The sequence below is a fragment of the Enterococcus florum genome (assembly GCF_004309355.1).
Taxonomy (GTDB): Bacteria; Bacillota; Bacilli; order Lactobacillales; family Enterococcaceae; genus Enterococcus_A; species Enterococcus_A florum.
This window is the reverse complement of record NZ_BJCC01000031.1, coordinates 23950-41074: the sequence shown is the minus strand read 5'-3', so window position 1 is coordinate 41074 and position 17125 is coordinate 23950. Positions and strand designations below refer to the sequence as shown.

Annotated in this window: 16 protein-coding genes; 4 read left to right on the top strand and 12 right to left on the bottom strand. The window is 43.7% G+C overall.

The window, feature by feature from the left end; translation table 11 throughout:
• The first annotated feature begins 11 nt into the window (after positions 1-11).
• The 4 genes from NRIC_RS15865 (at position 12) to NRIC_RS15850 (ending at position 4929) form a co-directional block, all read left to right on the top strand.
• Positions 12-812 (top strand): glycyl-radical enzyme activating protein, encoded by an 801-nt coding sequence (locus NRIC_RS15865; protein WP_146623690.1) that lies wholly within the window; start codon positions 12-14, stop codon positions 810-812.
• Positions 813-857: 45 nt separating this feature from the next.
• A complete protein-coding gene (locus tag NRIC_RS15860; RefSeq protein ID WP_146623689.1) occupies positions 858-2243 on the top strand; it encodes an MFS transporter in 1386 nt (461 codons plus the stop codon).
• 58 nt (positions 2244-2301) lie between these two features.
• Positions 2302-3108 (top strand): pyrroline-5-carboxylate reductase family protein, encoded by an 807-nt coding sequence (locus NRIC_RS15855; RefSeq protein ID WP_146623688.1) that lies wholly within the window; start codon positions 2302-2304, stop codon positions 3106-3108.
• A 204-nt stretch (positions 3109-3312) separates the two neighbouring features.
• Positions 3313-4929 carry a BCCT family transporter gene (locus NRIC_RS15850; RefSeq protein ID WP_146623687.1) on the top strand — a complete coding sequence of 539 codons (1617 nt, stop codon included), beginning with the start codon at positions 3313-3315 and terminating at the stop codon, positions 4927-4929.
• Positions 4930-4990: 61 nt separating this feature from the next.
• Here the strand turns inward: NRIC_RS15850 and NRIC_RS15845 are convergent, their stop codons facing one another.
• The 12 genes from NRIC_RS15845 to NRIC_RS15790 form a co-directional block, all read right to left on the bottom strand.
• Positions 4991-5869: a class II fructose-bisphosphate aldolase gene (locus tag NRIC_RS15845; protein WP_146623686.1), complete on the bottom strand. Its 879-nt coding sequence runs from the start codon at positions 5867-5869 to the stop codon at positions 4991-4993.
• Complete coding sequence (locus NRIC_RS15840) at positions 5863-6414, bottom strand: DUF4428 domain-containing protein (protein ID WP_146623685.1); 552 nt, start codon at positions 6412-6414, stop codon at positions 5863-5865. The genes NRIC_RS15845 and NRIC_RS15840 overlap by 7 nt, the downstream gene beginning before the upstream one ends.
• 1 nt (position 6415) lies before the next feature.
• Positions 6416-7879 carry a xylulokinase gene (locus tag NRIC_RS15835; protein ID WP_146623684.1) on the bottom strand — a complete coding sequence of 488 codons (1464 nt, stop codon included), beginning with the start codon at positions 7877-7879 and terminating at the stop codon, positions 6416-6418.
• A 17-nt stretch (positions 7880-7896) separates the two neighbouring features.
• Positions 7897-8940: a zinc-dependent alcohol dehydrogenase gene (locus NRIC_RS15830; protein ID WP_146623683.1), complete on the bottom strand. Its 1044-nt coding sequence runs from the start codon at positions 8938-8940 to the stop codon at positions 7897-7899.
• 16 nt (positions 8941-8956) lie between these two features.
• Complete coding sequence (locus NRIC_RS15825; protein WP_146623682.1) at positions 8957-9787, bottom strand: PTS system mannose/fructose/sorbose family transporter subunit IID; 831 nt, start codon at positions 9785-9787, stop codon at positions 8957-8959.
• Positions 9780-10544, bottom strand: a complete 765-nt coding sequence (locus NRIC_RS15820) for a PTS mannose/fructose/sorbose/N-acetylgalactosamine transporter subunit IIC (RefSeq protein WP_146623681.1) — start codon at positions 10542-10544, stop codon at positions 9780-9782. Before NRIC_RS15820 ends, NRIC_RS15825 begins: the two co-directional genes overlap by 8 nt.
• 25 nt (positions 10545-10569) lie before the next feature.
• Entirely contained in the window at positions 10570-11046 is a 477-nt protein-coding gene (locus NRIC_RS15815) for a PTS sugar transporter subunit IIB (RefSeq protein WP_146623680.1), read from the bottom strand.
• Positions 11047-11068: 22 nt separating this feature from the next.
• On the bottom strand, positions 11069-11491 hold the full coding sequence (locus NRIC_RS15810) for a PTS sugar transporter subunit IIA (protein ID WP_146623679.1): 423 nt from the start codon (positions 11489-11491) through the stop codon (positions 11069-11071).
• 20 nt (positions 11492-11511) lie between these two features.
• Positions 11512-13413, bottom strand: coding sequence for a BglG family transcription antiterminator (locus tag NRIC_RS15805; RefSeq protein ID WP_146623678.1), 1902 nt, complete (start codon positions 13411-13413; stop codon positions 11512-11514).
• A gap of 29 nt (positions 13414-13442) precedes the next feature.
• Positions 13443-14279 carry a class II aldolase gene (locus tag NRIC_RS15800; protein WP_146623677.1) on the bottom strand — a complete coding sequence of 279 codons (837 nt, stop codon included), beginning with the start codon at positions 14277-14279 and terminating at the stop codon, positions 13443-13445.
• Positions 14280-14814: 535 nt separating this feature from the next.
• The gene (gene queG, locus NRIC_RS15795) at positions 14815-15957 is read right to left on the bottom strand and encodes a tRNA epoxyqueuosine(34) reductase QueG (protein WP_146623676.1); all 1143 of its coding nucleotides are present in this window, start codon (positions 15955-15957) and stop codon (positions 14815-14817) included.
• A gap of 182 nt (positions 15958-16139) precedes the next feature.
• A complete protein-coding gene (locus tag NRIC_RS15790) occupies positions 16140-17084 on the bottom strand; it encodes a sugar-binding transcriptional regulator (protein WP_146623675.1) in 945 nt (314 codons plus the stop codon).
• Positions 17085-17125 lie beyond the last annotated feature (41 nt).

The following is a 17125-nucleotide window of genomic DNA, read 5'->3' as shown; positions in this document are numbered from 1 at the left end:
GGGAGATCACCATGATTGAACAACTAGTAGGAAAAAGAACGAAAGAACAAGCGACAACAACCGGAATGGTGCTGCGAATCGAACGAGGCTCCGTCTATGACGGCGATGGGTTTCGCACAGTTGTCTTTCTTAAGGGTTGTCCACTACGTTGTCTTTGGTGCTCTACCCCAGAAAGTCAATCCTTTAAAGTTGAACACGCGCAACATTGCACCTATGGTCAAGTGATGTCGGTTGAAGATGTCATGAAGGAAATCCGCAAAGATTCCTGCTGCTACTTCCATTCCGGTGGCGGCTTGACCATTTCCGGCGGCGAGATGCTTTCCCAGCCTGTTTTTTCCCGTGAATTGTTAAAGGCAGCCTGGGAAGAATGCATCAACACAGCTATCGAGACCACCTTTTACGCACCTTGGGAGGCTGTCAGCTCCCTGTTGCCTTATGTCGATACTGCTTTTGTCGATTTAAAAATGTTCTCACCAGAAGGACACAAAAAATACATCGGCGGTGACAACAGTCGAATTTTTGACAATCTGCTGAAAACCAATGAGCTGGAACACCCTTTCCGTTTGATCGTGCGGATTCCGATTATTCCTGGAATCAACGATTCAGACGAAGAATTAGGAGGTATCGGCAGCTTTTGTACGAAGCTAACACATCTTCACCATGTTCAACTGCTTCCGTATCATCGATTAGGGACTGAAACCTATAAACGCTTAGGCCGCACCTATCCTTTAGCCGATTTGCAGCCGCCATCAGCTGAGCATATGGAGCATTGCCTATCAATCCTAGGAAACTATGTAGATACTGTCATGTAATTATCTCCAACGTTGGAAAATTAAGAATCAAAATAGGAGGACACTATGAACACCAATGAAGTAACAATGGATGCCGTACCTTTTAATAAGTACCATCTCAAATTAATTGCCTATTGTTCAGGCTGCCCACTGGTTACCGGTTACGTGATCGGATCCGTAACGATCGCTCTGTCTGTAATGGGGACACAAATCTCAATGACCCCCGTTATGTCTGGATTAATTGGAATGGGCACACTATTAGGCATGGTTTTCGGAAGTATCATCGGTGGCTATCTGACCGATTTAATCGGACGTAAAAAGATCTATATGTACGATTTTATCTTCTTGACTGTAGCAGCTATTTTGCAATTTTTTATAACAAACTCCATGCAAGCCTTTATCCTGCGACTCGTTTTAGGATTAGGAGTCGGTGCAACCTTCTCCATTGCTGGACCTTACCTAGCAGAGTTTGCTCCGCAAAAAAACCGCGGAAACGTTGTCGGCTTCTTGAACGCGTTGTGGTTTATCGGTTACGCATTATCAAATGTCGTCTGTTACTTAATGCTGCCTTTAGGAGACGGTGCCTGGCGCTGGATGCTGGTCAGCAGTGCTGTATTAACCTTTGGCTGGTCCGTTGCCATTCGCAACATGCCTGAATCACCTCGCTGGTTGACCAACAAAGGTCGTGGGGATGAAGTTCCTGCTATTTTAGCCAAAATCGGCGACAATGTCATTTTAGATTGTGATCCAACCATTGAACCAGAAAAATCTTCCTTTACGGATATTTTCAAAAATGGGTATGGCAAATGGGTATTCTTTGTGGCAGCTTTCTGGACCATGCAAATCATTCCAGTTTTCGCCATCGGTACTTACCTGCCTACCATTATGGAACAAATGGGCTTCGCTGACGGCAACCTGCAGTACTTAGGTTCAGCGATTATCAACTGCTTGTACTTGATTGGTTTAGTTCCAATTTTCTTGTATATGGATAAAGCTGGCCGCCGTCCGACGTTAATTGCTTCATTCTTAATATGTACCATCGCGTTAACTATTCTAGGCTTTACAGCAAATACAAATCTGCCATTTTGGATGGTACTGGCCTTGTTCGTTATGTTCGGTGCTTCCAATACCGCAGGCGGCTCTCACGAATTCGTTTACCCTAACGAGCTGTTCCCTACGCAGATCCGCGCGACTGCTGTAGGCTTCGTTACCGGATTAACTCGAATTTTATCAGCCGTTTCAACATTCTTTACACCAGTCGTTTTGGAAAACTTAGGCCTGCAAACCTCTTTATACATTTGCGCTGGAATTTCAGTAGCGGGGTTGGTGCTTTCAATTGTCATGGCACCTGAAACCAAGGATATGAATTTGAGCGATGCAGCAAACATGAACAATTCAGCAAAAAGAAGGCAAGAAGTGGCTGCACCAATTGCAGAAGATCTTACACAATAATTTGGGGATTATCGGGAGCAGGTGCTCTCGGTATTTATAAAGAAGGGATGATTTATATATGGGAACAAAAATTGGATGTATTGGTGGAGGAAACATTGTCAGAGCCATTTTGTCAGGAGTGGCTTTGAGCAAAAACTACCAAGCAAGTGAAATTGGAATCTTTGATATCAATGCCGAGGTTTTAGCAGACTATCGTTCAAAAGGATATCAAACCTACGATTCTATTGAAGAATTAGTAGAAAACTCTGAGGTCGTTGTAGTAGCAGTCTTGCCGCAAATCATTCGCTCCATCATGCCGCAGGTAAAACCTGTCTATTCAGATAAAAACGTATTTATCACTTTGGCTGCTGGCATTAGTACCGAATGGTTCAGCGAAAACTTAGGCGAAGATGCGAAGGTTGTTCAATGTGTACCTACTTTAACTGCTCAGGTTGGAATGGGTGCTTATGCTGTCGCTCGAGGAAATGCGTTAACTGAGGAAGACTATCAAAAAGCGTATCACTTCTTAACCAGCAGCGGAATCGTTGAAGAAATGCCAACCGATCTAATTGATGACATCATTCCATTTGGCGGTGCAGCACCTGCGTATTTCTACCACATTGCTGATGTCATCGTAAAAGAAGCTGTCAGCATGGGAATCGATGGCAATACCGCGCTACAAATCTTTGCTCAAACCATGAAGGGCAGTGCTGAAATGCTGATGACTTCAGAGGAAAGTCCAAAAGATTTAGAGAAAAAATTATTGCTCCCAGGTGCCGCTACCTTAGCTGCTATCAACAAAATGGTTGAGTTGGGCTTCGATGATACTTGGTCTGAAGGTATCAAGGCTTGTGTCGCTCAAGCGAAAAACCTAGGCAAATTATAATTTCACTTTTTCCAATTTTTTGAAGACAAAATCGGATATACTAATAGGTGCAAGGTTTCGCAAAGCGTTGCCTTGCACCTTTAAGCAATCATCCCTTCTTTAACTAGGGCGAAAAGAACGCTACATACAAAGCATTTCCCCAAAACTCAACTTTATCTATTCGCTCATGTGAAATAAAATACAAGAAACTGAAATGAGGTACGTATGGATAAGAAACCGAAATACACGTTATACAAGGTGGCCTTTTTCCCGGCGATGGGTATCCTGCTGGTTGAAATCATTTTTGGCATCTTCTTTCAGGAGCAATTCGGCTCCTTGTTGAACAATGCCATCTATTTTGTCGGTGATAACTTCGGCTGGTTTATCAACACGTTGTCCGTCATCGCGATTTTTGCAGCCTTAGCTCTTATTTTATTCAAGTTTGGTGACATAAAGATCGGCGGCCCCGAGGCCAAGCCCGATTTCAAATTTCATAACTGGTGCTTCATGGCCATCTGCGGCGGTATTGGCTGCGGGGTTCTGTTTTGGGCACTGGGCGAGCCGATGTTTCATTTTATGACTCCACCAGTATCCGCTGGCGTAGAAGCGGGTTCTAGAGGAGCTGCGATTTTTGCGGTCAGCCAAGCCATGTTTGACTGGACCTTTGTCCAATACTGTCTATATTCATTATGCGGAGTCCTCTTCGCACTGATCTCCTACAATCTGAAAAAAAATCTATCGTTCGGTTCGCTCGTTGAGTGTACCTTCAAACGTCGAATTCCCTGGCTAAACGCCCTCATCCACATAGTTGCGATTTTTTGTCTGGCGAGTGCCGTTTCTAATTCGATGGGTGCTGGTCTGCTTCAATTAGGTGCCGGCTTTGAAAGTATTTTTAATCTCCGGCAGGGTCCAGTTATTTGGCTGATTCTAGCGATCGGAGTTGGGATGTTTTTCATTTTGACCTGCATTGCCGGTATGTCGAAAGGCTTAAAAAATTTATCCAATATCACTATGGTCATTTTTGCTTGTCTGCTGGTCTATCTCCTGCTTGCCGGCGACGCTCAGTTTATCGGTAAAATAGGCACTGAATCCGTTGGTTATATGTTTGACAATTTCTTCACCATGATCACCCGAAACAACACGTTGGCGCCGCAGGACCAATGGGCCAATGAATGGAGCATCACTATTTGGAATTCCTTCTTTATCTATGCGCCGGTCATCGGCATGTTTTTAGCGCGCATGGCTAAGGGCCGAACGGTTCGCCAGTTTTTGATGGTGAATATCTTGGTGCCCTCCGTCTTTTGTATTGTTTGGATCGGTGTTTTTGGTGGAATGGCTATGCACGTTCAAACCTCTGGCCAACTGGACATCTGGGAGATGATCCGTACCAGCGGTATGCAGACCACTGTTTATCAAGTCTTGGCTACCTTGCCTTTTGGACGAATCGCGATGTTTATTTTCCTGATCGCTGTGATCTGCTCTTTCTGTACACTGGCAGACCCGATGTGCTCCGTTCTGTCTTCCTTATGTGTTTGCACGATGCAGATCGATGACGAACCGCCAAAGAACATCAAGATTTTGATGGGAGTCATTGTCACCTCCATCGCGTTTCTACTAGTTTCTTCTGGAGGAATGGATTCTGTGAAAGGCCTACTGAACATCGGCGGCATTCTGATGACGATCCCTACAGCCTGGTGTTTCATTGAAGTCTTCCGACAATCATCGTATCTTTTGACCTTGAAAAATCAGATGCTTCCAGAGAAAGACCCGAAGCAAGAGACATCTAAAACAATTTCGAGTGGTGCAGTAAATCCAATCATGGATGAAAAAACCGTTCAGTAAAAAACACCTCATCCGAATAGAGTCTTTTGTCAATACTCTGTCCGGATGAGGTGCTTTTTACTCAGTAGGAGGTTGCTCCTCTGTTAAAGCTGTTGATTGCTTTTTGATAGTCACTTTTCAACGCTTTTGTCGTCATTTCAACACAGTCCTCTAAAAAGTACTCCTTCGAATGCTGAGCCAAATAATGAGCAAGAGCTGCCGCTCCTGCTTTGTTAGCATACGTATAATAATTTATTTTAGTGATCCCATTATCAATAGCGATCTGATAGTCTTCTTCGCTTACACCCGATCCGCCATGCATCACTAGGGGGATCCCAACCTCCTCATAGACTTGTTTTACTCTATTCAGGTCTAATTTTGGCTCTTTCAAATAAATCCCATGCACAGTTCCGAATGCAATAGCTAAACAGTCCGCATTGGTTTCAGCAACAAACTGTTTGGCTTGTTTAGGATCCGTATAGATATCCGTTTCACCTATTTTTTCATCATCTGGTGCTCGTCCTTCACCTCCACCTAGAGAAGAGGTGAAGACATGACCTAACTCTGCTTCAACACTGATACCCAAACTATGGGCAATTTTTACGATCTCTTTTGTACGAGCAATATTCTCTTCGAATGGCAAGTCAGAGGCGTCGATCATGACCGAGGTGAACCCCATTTTCATAGCGCGAACGATCGCATCGAAGCTTTTGCCATGATCGAGATGAACGACTACAGGTACGTTGCTTCGTTTAGCATAATCAAGCATGATCGGGCCAATTTCTTCCAACGGAATCAGTGAGTCATGTCCTTGCGCATGCTGCAAAATGACAGGTCTCTCCAATTCCTCAGCCGCTTGTATGGCAGCCCGAACCATTTCCAGATTTGGTACATTGAAGGCAGCAATCGCTGTTTTTTCAGCTCGCGCGTTGGCAAGAACCCCTCGTAATCCCGCTAACATACAGCCACCTCTTGTTTCGACCGTTCCACCTCTTGAACGATGTTTTGAGCCAAGGATCGCATTGTTTTGTACGGCATACTGGAGGTGCTGATCAAATTCGGTATCAACCAGATATCCCTTGAAATCTGATCTTCCTCTTGAAGCACAAGCGTTACTTTAATACAGCCTAACGCTTGCTTCTTTTTCTTGACTACTTTTTCGACTTGCTCTTCGTCGATTTGACAATTCACGATTGCTGAGAAGGGATAGACTTCCGGTTTCAACTCATCTTTTGTATATTTTTTATGATTTGGCAAGCACAGTTGCTGGTGCTTGTCGTCGAAAAGGATGTATTGATTGATCTTTCGAGTGATCTCAAAGGAGACAGAGTCGTTTGCTTCTTCGGTGTTTTCTAATGTAGAAAGAAGCTCTGCCTTTGTTTGATTTTTGATCGTTTGAGTAAAATTTAAGCTGACCTTCTCGTAACATTGTTTACATACATAGCCTTCTGCAGATTTGAACTTAATTAGTTTTAATGGACGATCACAGAGTAGACACTCTTTCATTTCATTTCCCTCCTGCAAGTAAAATCATTTGCGTCAGTTTTAAATACTTTTGGTAAGCTTTATCGTATTTTTTTATTAAGGATGTGTGAGGTTCGATCATCTGAAATTCACTATCTGGAAAGGTAAAATGACCTTCTACACCCATGATCGCTAAGATTGCAGCCCCGTGGACCGCTTCTTGGGAAGCTAGGACACGTTTGATTGGGCGGCCTAAGACGTTTGCAAAAATTTCGATCCACAGCTCACTTTTTGCGCCACCACCGACAATCGTAAAATAGTCGGGCTGTTCATCATTTTTCATAGATCGGAACAATTGTCGAATTCCGTAGGCCAGTCCTTCTAAGACAGCCAAATACATTTCTTCGCGAGTCGTCTCCAGCCCAAGTCCCACAAAAGCTCCTTTTAAGCTAGGGTCGGAAAACAATGTTTTTTCGCCATTCATATGCGGGAAAAAGAGCACCTCGTTCTCTCCTAAAAGCTCTTTAGGAATTTGTGCTTGCGCTTTTGAGTAATGGTCGCTATGTAGAATCGATTCCATCCACCAGCTATTTACTTTCGCTCCTGCTTGAACGGTCCCTTGCGTAATGATCGATTGATCATCTTCCGTAATTTTTGCCACCACATTTTTGCCGGTTTGTTTTAACTGATGATGACTATTAGGAATCACTACGACTCCCGAGGTTCCTAAAGACACTAGAGGCTGGTCATGCTCAAAGCTGCCTGATACAAGCGCTGAAGCAACATTGTCTCCTGTTCCAGATACCATCGGAATCTGTTTTTCGATGTCTAATAATGTGCATACTTCACAAGTCAACTGGCCAATAATCGTTGAGGCCGGTTTAATCACGGGAAAAAGTGACTCGTTGAACTCAAAGAGTTGCTGCACCTCTTTTGACCAGTCATCTTTTGTCAAATCATACAAAGAGGACGTTGAAGCATCACAATAATCAGTGGAATAAGTGCCGGTTAATTTTAGCTTGACATAATCCTTTGCAATTAGAATTTTGGCCGTCTTCTGGTAATTCTCTGGTTCATTTTCCTTCAGCCATAAAAGACTGGCCAATGGGCTTCCCGTCGATACGATTTTAGCAATGTGCGCGGAGGGCTTCGTTGTTTCCAATCGTTGTTTAATATGTGATATCTGTTCTTTCGTGCGATTATCATTCCACAGAATAGCCGGCCGAACTGAAAGACCGTGTTTGTCTACAAACACGGTCGTATGCATCTGTCCGGTGATTCCGATACCGGCGACCGTTTCAGCAGGGATCTGTTGGAACATATCCTTGAGCCCTTCCAACACGATCTCTACCCAAGTATCCGGTTCGATTTCAGTCCAGCCCTTTTGCGGAGTAAGATAATCATATGCATACTGTTCCTCGTAGACCGCCTCTAGTTGGCGTGTGACAGCTGAAACCTTGATCGCTGTCGTTCCGATGTCTAGTCCTACATAGATTGCTTGGTTCATCGCTACTCCTGCTTTCTTTAGTCAAAGGTGATGATCGTCTTTAATGTCTCTGGTTTTAATGCGTATTCAAAAGCGTCTACAGCGTCCGTGTACTCAAAGGTCTTATCCAGCAACGGCGTGATATCGACTAATCCTTTAGCAATCAACTGTACCGAACGATAAAAGGTTCGAATCGTTGGACTGACTGTTCCAGTAATGACTTTTTCATAAGAATGCAACGCGCCCATGTTCGTTGGAACAGGATCGTTGGGATGCAAAGAACTAAACATAAAGGTTTGTCCGCCAGTAGCCGTGAAATCCATGGCCTGTTGAGCAATGATCGGCAAAGCTGTCGTATTGAACACTACATCTGCCCCGCGTCCTTCTGTTTGTTGCTTCACAAAAGCAACTGCATCCCCCTGTGTCGGATCAAACGTCACATCGGCTCCTAGTTTTTCTGCAAGTGTACGTCTTTCAGCATTTGGTTCACTGACAATGACTCGCGCTCCCTGCAACTTCGCCAGCATCACATGCATTAGACCCATGACACCACCACCGATAACCACGATATCTTGTCCGAATAGAATCTTCGCACGTTCTACACTGTTGACAACACACGCCAATGGTTCAGTAAAAGCACTGTGCGTAAAAGGAACTTCTTTAGGATATTTATACAAGTCGCGACTCTTCACAGCAATGTATTGAGCCATTCCAAAAAATCCTGAAATACCGTCGGGTTTTTGGAAGGTTGGGGATGAAGCCACCTCAACACAGAGGTTTTCACGCCCGATTTTGCAATAATGGCATTCACCGCAAGAGGGGATAATGTATTTCACAACGTGGTCGCCCACTTGGAAATGTGCTGGATCGACCTCAGAACCGATCTCAACGACTTCCCCGCTAAATTCATGACCGCCTACTCGGGGGAACGAGTAAACCGTGTCCCCCAAATAGTCGCGAATGTCGTTGGTACATAATCCATTCGCTCGAATTTTCATTAAAACTTCATCTTTTTTAATCACAGGAGTCGGCAATTCTTGAATCTCCAATTGCTTGACACCAGTTTCTACGATGGCTTTCATTCAAAAAATCTCCAATCTATCCTAGAATTCCTAAGAATCCAGTGACGATACCGACGACCACGATTAAGCCAATTACCTTCAATGATGACCAGCCGCGTTTCATCAACCAGAAGATCAGCATTGTGAATGCAAAAGGCAAAATGTTAGGCATGACGGCATCCAGGAATTGCTCCTGCACTTTGAATGTCGTGGTGGAGCTGGCGATCTCTAAAGCCACATGCATTTTTACATAGCTGGAAATCAAGCCGCCCATTACCATACAACCCATGATCTCAGCACCGCGAAGAACCTTGTTTAAAATACCCTTCTCGAGAAAGTCCATGATCGCATCTGCTCCGGCTCGATAGCCAAACATGAAATTAGCGTAGCTCATGCCCCAAGCAATCGCAATGATCGCTACCGCATAGATGATCGAACCCCAAATCGTGCCTTTGAGTGTCAAATCGATCGTGATCGCCAATAGAATCGGAATCAATACCCCTTGAAAAATTGTATCTCCGATCCCTGACAAAGGACCCATCAAGGAGGTTTTCAAACTGGTAATAAACTCACTGGGGATCTCTACTCCTTTGGCCTTTTGTTCCTCCAGAGCAATGATCATCCCAATGATACAAGCACCAAATTCGATATGAACATTGAAAAATTCGATCTCCCGTTTCATCATTTCTTTTTTCTTCTCTGGATTATCGTTGTGCAGCCGTTTGGAGATCGGAACAAACACATGAGCCACTGCCTGCCCCATCATTCGCTCATAGTTGTAGCAGGTTTGCGGCAGATTTTCCCAAATCAGCCAAGAGCGGAACAAATCCTTTTTACGAATCAAACTTCCTTCCACTTCTTTACTCATAGATTTCTTCCTCCTCTGAATCAGATTTATGACTTGTCGCTTGAACGTAGATCAATGCAGACAATCCTGCGATTACACCTAACGGCAACAGATCCAGTCCTGAATACGTTGCCAAGATAAATCCTAAGAACAAGAATACTCGTGCTTCCCCTTTAAAAATGTATTGCAGCGTGATCGCTACCCCGAGTGCCGGCATCATACCGCCAATAACTGTGAAAATCGTCAATGCCGTTCCACTCAATGCCTCGATAAAACCAGAAATATAGCTTGCACCGAAGTAAGCAGCTAGACCACAAGGAATAATCGTCATTAATGCAGTCATCAATTGTGGGAACAGGACATTCGCCCGCCAAATTTTATGGTACTCTCCTTTTTCGATATAATTATCCGCCACGTGAACAAAAACAGAACCAAAAGTCATTCGACCATACCAAACGATGGTTCCCAACAAACCGATCGGAACTGCAACAGATAGGGCAGTTTCCGCGTCTAACCCACCAGTAATAGCAAAGGCTGTACCTAAAATACCTGCAAGAGCCATGTCGGCTGGCATTGATCCCCCTGCGGAAATAAAGCCAAGATAAACTAAGTTGATAGACGCTCCGGTCATGGCACCTGTCAGCGGGTCTCCTAAAATAATACCTGTGATCAGTCCGCAGACCAATGGCCGCTGCAACGACCACAGCCCGACGAATGGCAGATTCCCAATTGCCAGAAAATAAACGACCCCACAAAGAAACGCTTGAACGATGGACATACACTTTTCCTCCTTTTTCTATTAATTACAATAAGTTCGTGATTTCAATTAGACGTTGTTCTGGTACTAATTGATAAAACACATGAATCCCCTTCTCTACCATTTGACGGATGGCTTCGATCTCCTCCTTGTCGCAAGCCACATTCTTCACAAACGGTTGACGCTCACCACGAATCCCCATGCCCCCTAAATTCACTTGGGGTAATTCGATCCCTCCTTCCACCAGTTTCGCGTACGTGATGGGCGTTTTAGTGAGCAGAAGAACTCGTTCCTTTTCATTGAACGGCTTGTTCAACTCAACGATCCCTTCCTCAGTAGTAAAGGCGTCTACCCGCACCTTTGTCGGCGCCAACGCTTTCAAAATGCGCTTTTGAAACGGATCGCTGGCAACGACATCATCAATGATAATAATGTGGTTGATGCTGTAACTCGGTGTCCAGGCTGTCACAACCTCTCCATGAATCAAGCGATCGTCCACCCTTGCAAATACAATGTTCTTCATTTCATTCACTCCTTCTCTCGTTTTAGTTCGTTTCTTCTTCTAAATTCACACTTAGATAATTATTCACGTCGATGATCGTCTCAGGTGCCTGCTTCAATAATTTTTCTGCGATCTCTCGTGCTGTAAGTTCGTCGTTCATTCTCGACATAAAGGCCTCTAAAACAATCGGCAAGTTCATCCCAGTAATATGGTAGATCGGATACTCTCCCATCATCGAGACCACTGCATTAAAAGGACTTCCACTAAACAGATCGGTAAAACAAATCACGTCATTTCCTCCGCCAAAGTCATCAATGGCTTGCTTGATCTGATCCTTCAATCCCCCAATATCATCCTTGGGATACAAACCGAATGCTGTCGCCTCCGCCTGTTCGCCGACGATCATTTGCGCACTGGCTAACATACTTTTAGCTAGGTCGCCATGAGATACAAAAATGAATTTCATTCCTACTCCTCCTCAACTTTTTAAATATATTCATCTAATAACTGTGATAGATTCTCTTTGAAATTTTCAAAAGTAGGCTCTTTGATCAATCGGTCAACAAACCCTTTTTCCTGAATAATTTTTCCAAGATAGTTCCACAATTGAAAAACTTTGGCATTGTTTTTTTCGATCGCTACCAGCATGACCAGACGCACCTTGTTGCCGTCGGAATCCCATTCCAGCTCATCCTTTAGCAAAATCACTGAGACAAAGGTCTCTGCTAAAATCGGGTTGATTGGATGAGGCAGAGCGATTCCATTGCCAAAATAACTGCTGCCCAATCCTTCTCGAAGCCCCACTGCTTCTCTCAGTTGGAAGACCTTATCACCGACCTTCGAAACAGAAATAGAACAGATTTTGTCTAAAACCTCTTGTTTGGTCGAAAATCGGCCATAGCGAAACAGTTCTTCGTCAAACAAATTAACGATCTCAAATTTGTCATTAAATCCGTCAATAGCCAGCTTGATCTTCGAGTATTCTGCCTCACTCGGGAAGAAGCTGATCAATATCGCACCGATATTCTCAGTCAATTCCGTCTGTTCGGTAGTAAAAATCACGTCGTAATCCTCTACGTCGATCGAGTGGACTTCGTGAGTGTTCAACAAAGTCAAAATAGCGATCTCATTCGCGAACCAGGTGGCAAAGCGTTGCCGCAGTAAAACACTTTCGCTGCGTTTCAAGCTAGTGATGATCAGAATACGTTTTTTCCCAGAAATATCGTTGTATTTCGCTAAATATTGATTGAAGTAAATTGCCAGATAGGCAATTTCACTTTCTTCGATTCGTTTGTCGATATTTTTCTGCAGCAGCAGACACATGTAAGCAGCAATATCAAATGCTAATGGAAACGACTGCTTGATGTGATCCAACAGCTGATTCTCATTTTGGATGTTATATTCCATTCGGGTCAGCAAAGGCATCAAATGCAAGGCCAGTGAGATCCGTAAGTCAATTTCCTGAGTAAAGTTGATATCGAATTTCTCGTTGATCTCGTCTAGAGAATGCAGAATAAAAGCATTGACCTCTTCTGAGATGTAATCATCATTCTCATAATCGCTTTTTCCTTTGATATAGATCGCCAAATTGATGATCTCTTCTTGCGAAACTTTAAAATGGCAGCGTTCTGACAATCGATCAAAAATCTCTTCAGATACTTCGATCTCGGAATCAAATACTTCAGATACCTCCAGCTCATTAGAACCAATATAAAACCCGCTGTTCATCCGTTTGATCGCCATTTCGATATGGACGATCAGATTTTGAAAGAGCGTCTCTGAAATATGGTAGTGGTGTTTCAACAGAATACTGACTAAAATTTTCTCAATATCCTGACGCAGATTCTCTTGATTCGCTATGCTGCTTTGGTTTTGGTGCATTTCAATATGGCCCAATTTCAGCAAACATTTTCGCTTGTTGTACTCGCTGCCGACGATGGCGATACCAGAATTTCTTTTTCGTTCAATCACCAGCTGATAGCCTGACAAAAGCTTGTCTGCTTCTTTCAAATCCGAATTTAACGTTGAGGAAGCAATGAACAGGCGTTCCATTAAATAGGGACGACTAAGTGGCTTCTTACAATTCAACAATAAGAGACACAATTTTCGAACCCGGTCTGACTGATGCTGCTCGAACGAATTTTCTCCTTCAGACAGCATCTTTTGGTACATCTGAGAATCATGGATCAGCAGCTTGCTTCCCTTTGAAGCGACAGACCGTAATTCTGCATACCCGTTTTTTGCTAGTTCTTCTCGAACGGCTTTAATGTCTGATTGGATGGTTCGCATGCTGACACCAAATTTATCAACAAAATATTCAGCAGTTAAAAAAGAGGGGCTGTGTGTTTCAAATTCTTTGATGATTGCTTTTTGTCGTTTCGTTAACACGATATTCCCCCTCCTTTACTTTTTTAAAACTATTTTCCGTTTACTTCTGCAATGATTGCTTTCACACGTTCTTCGACATTCACGATGGCTTGTTTGGATAATGAATTGATGTCGAATTCGTTGTGATTTTTTTCGTAGGCTTGGCCGAAGGTTCGAATGAAGGCTTGCCGCAGATCAGATCCATAATTGACTTTGATCAGGTTCTGTTTTTTGGCTCTCCTCACCTGGTCAAAAGGAATCCCTGATCCTCCATGTAAAACTAAAGGAACAGATGACAATTGAGCGATTTCCTCCAGCAATGGAAAGTCCAGCTGCGGCTGCATATCCATCCCATGAACATTTCCAATGGCCACTGCCAATAAATCAATGTTGGTCCGTTCAACAAATTCCTGCACATCCGCTGGATTTGTCTTCGCATCCTCTTCAGAGATATGGTCATCCTCTTTTCCGCCGATCGCGCCTAATTCCGCCTCAACTGGAATCCCGTAAAAATGACAATACTCCACCGTTCGTTTGACCTCCTCGATATTTTCTTCGAACGGAAGATGAGAAGCATCTACCATGATCGAAGTAAATCCTGCATCGATACACGCTTTCACGTCTTCAAAACTTTTTCCGTGATCCAAATGCAGGGCAATCGGTGTGCAAACGTCCTTCATGACTGCTTTGACCATGTCCGCAATGATTTTAGGACTGGAAAGTTTCAAATTACTTGATGAGATCGCAATATAGCCGCCCAAGCCTGTTGCTTCATACCCCTTGATGATTGCAGCTGTCAATTCATAATTAGTCGTATTAAATGCGGGCAGCACCAAGCCGTTTGTCTTTGCATATTCCATTAGCTTGTACCCATTCACTAGTTGCATCCTATGACCTTCTTTCTCTCTTTCTATGTACATCTTAAACTGAAAAAGAACCTTCAAGGATCATACTTGTTGCAAGATGATTCATGCAATCAATAATGGTAATAAGGACTTTTTATAAGCCTCTCCACTCCCATTAATGGAATATCCTCACGATCAACCAATTTTTTTGCCTTTACGAAGCCGAATACCGAAATCGATTGACCAGCCTCCTTTGTACAACCGTCAAAGTGCAGGATGATTCATGCAATTGTTCGTTAGTACAGCAACTAGTGATCTCTTTTATGACGAGTCTACTCGTCAGACTTACGCAAAATAGTTTGTCTCTCTTCTTTAACTGCATTTTTTGATTATCTTTCTTAGCGAATCAAGGTATTTTCAAACTCATAAAACCGTCCGAGCTTCATGATTCATACTCCCTCCTTCCATCATTATCGCAAACTTTAGTGTCGCTATTAATAAAATTTCAATCAATGATCCAAAAAAGGAGCACTCCTCAAAAAACGAGGGCGCTCCTTGTTTCACTACTCTATTACTTTTATTCCAGCATCTCCAGCGCTTTCTCTATCTCCAGCAACGCTGCTTCATCCTGTTCCTGCTCTTTCAATTCCTGCAAAGAAGCCAGCCACTTTTCAGCTTCCTTTTTGCCTAAACGTCCAATGGCCCAAGCCGCTGTTCCACGAAGAACCGGCCGAACATCGTCTTTTGCCACTTGAAAAATTTCTGATAAAGCACTGCGATCGCCTAGGTTCGCTAAAGCAATGATCGCATTGCGCTGCAACGGTTTCTTGCCGCGCCAAGAGCCAGCCAAATGACCAAACTGCTTGTTGAATTCTTTGTTGGACAGCTGCAGCATCGGTTTTAGTTTAGGATAAACGGTATCGATCTCAGGCTCCATTTCTTCATGAAAATGGACGTCCTTTCCCTGATTGTAGGGACAAACCAATTGACAAATATCACAGCCATAAATGACATTGCGCATTTTTTTTCGGTATTCATCCGGCATCATCCCCTTTGTTTGTGTTTGATAGGAAAGACAGCGCTGCGCGTTCATCCGGCCGTCTCCCAACAATGCTTTGGTTGGGCATCCATTTATACAACGCATGCAGTCCCCGCAGCCAAAAGGGATAGGGTCATCCACTTCAAATTCAATATTGGTGATGATTTCCCCTAAATAGACAAACGAACCGAATTCCTCTGTGATCAGCAACCCATTGCGACCGATAAATCCAAGACCAGCTCGTTGAGCAACAGATACATCAAGCAGCTCACCTGTATCCACTTGAGGGGCGAACCGCCAATTTTCTGATTCCTGACGTGTCTTGGCTTCTGTTTGAATAAAATCGATCAGCCGATTCAATCGATCGCGCAAGATGTCATGGTAGTCGATTCCCCAAGAAGCCCGGGCAAACATACCGCGCTTTTCATCTTTGGGAACCGTCTCTCGTGCTTTCGTTGGATACGCTAAGGCGATTGAAATAATCGTTTTGGGCTGTTCAAAGGTTTTCTCTGGATAGATTCGTTCTTCGATCACCGGATGTTCAAAGCCGGAAGTATATCCCCGTGCCTTTTGTTCCCGAAGCGACGCCTCCAGCTCTGTAAAAGGCTCAGCAGAGGCAAATCCGATCTTATCAATACCCAATCGTTGGCTTTCTGCAATAATTCGCTCTTTCAGCGACATTCTTAGACCCTTCTTTCAGTAAATTTAAAATGGCTGTCGATCCTAGAGACCATTTTGGTTTACGGTATTTTCTTCTTGTATTATAGCTGAGCAACAGTAAATTTACGAAAAAAAGAGACACCTCTAAGAAAGAAGTGCCTCATACTGAATAGGCAAAGCTTAAAATGCAGAAAAATAGCTGATTAAGGTTCCAGCAATCTTCTTGCTGTTTTTTCATCTGTAATCAACACATCCACTAATTTCCCGGCGAGTGCCGCTCGTATGCCCTCAACTTTTTCCCTTCCACCAGAAACCGCGATTTTCAACGGAACCTGTTTGAGCTTCTCCAGATCGATGGCGATCACCCGTTCATTCCACGAGCAGTCAGCCAGTCTTCCTGCATGATCAATAAAATTATAGCAAATGTCTCCAGCAATCTTTTCTTGCGAATACTCGGAATCTTCATTCACTTGGTCAGATAAATACGCATCCGTTAGCGTAGAATAGATAGGGATGCCGCCAATACCTACTAACGCAATATCCGCCGCCTGACCTTCTTCAAAAACTTTTTTGATAAAGGATTGACTAGATAACACTCTTTTGGCTTCCTTGTCGTCCACTGTAATCGGCGCATGCAGCTCCGTCACTTTTCCTCCGCAGCGCGAAGCAAACAACTCACAAACCCGATTAGACTGAATCGTGATATGCTCCATCCCCATTCCGCCGACTAACGGTACAAATGTGAGAGTGGGGTGCTGTTGTTTTGGAAAATTAACAGCAGCTTCATGAACAGTCGTACCTGCGGAAACACTGATTGTATAGCCCGGCTTCACGACTCTGGACAAATATTTGGCTGCTGCGATCCCCAACAATTTGTTTTGAATGCCACGGTCGGCCGTATCGACACACAGTACTTCCTTCAGCACAAATTTTTTCTGCAGCTCTTCTTCCAGAGATCGGTAGGGACTAGCGTAACTGTCATGGATAATGATCTCCACAATGCCTTCGTCTCTGGCTCTTACTAAATATTTTGATACTAATGAACGGCTGATTTTAACTTTCTTAGCGATCTCTTCCTGCTTTAGTCCCTGTTCATAATACAGCGAAGAAATCTCTACCAGCAATCTTTTGTCATCTGCTAAACTCATCGGTGCCTCCATAGTCATGTCGATTGATTTATGAAGAGTAT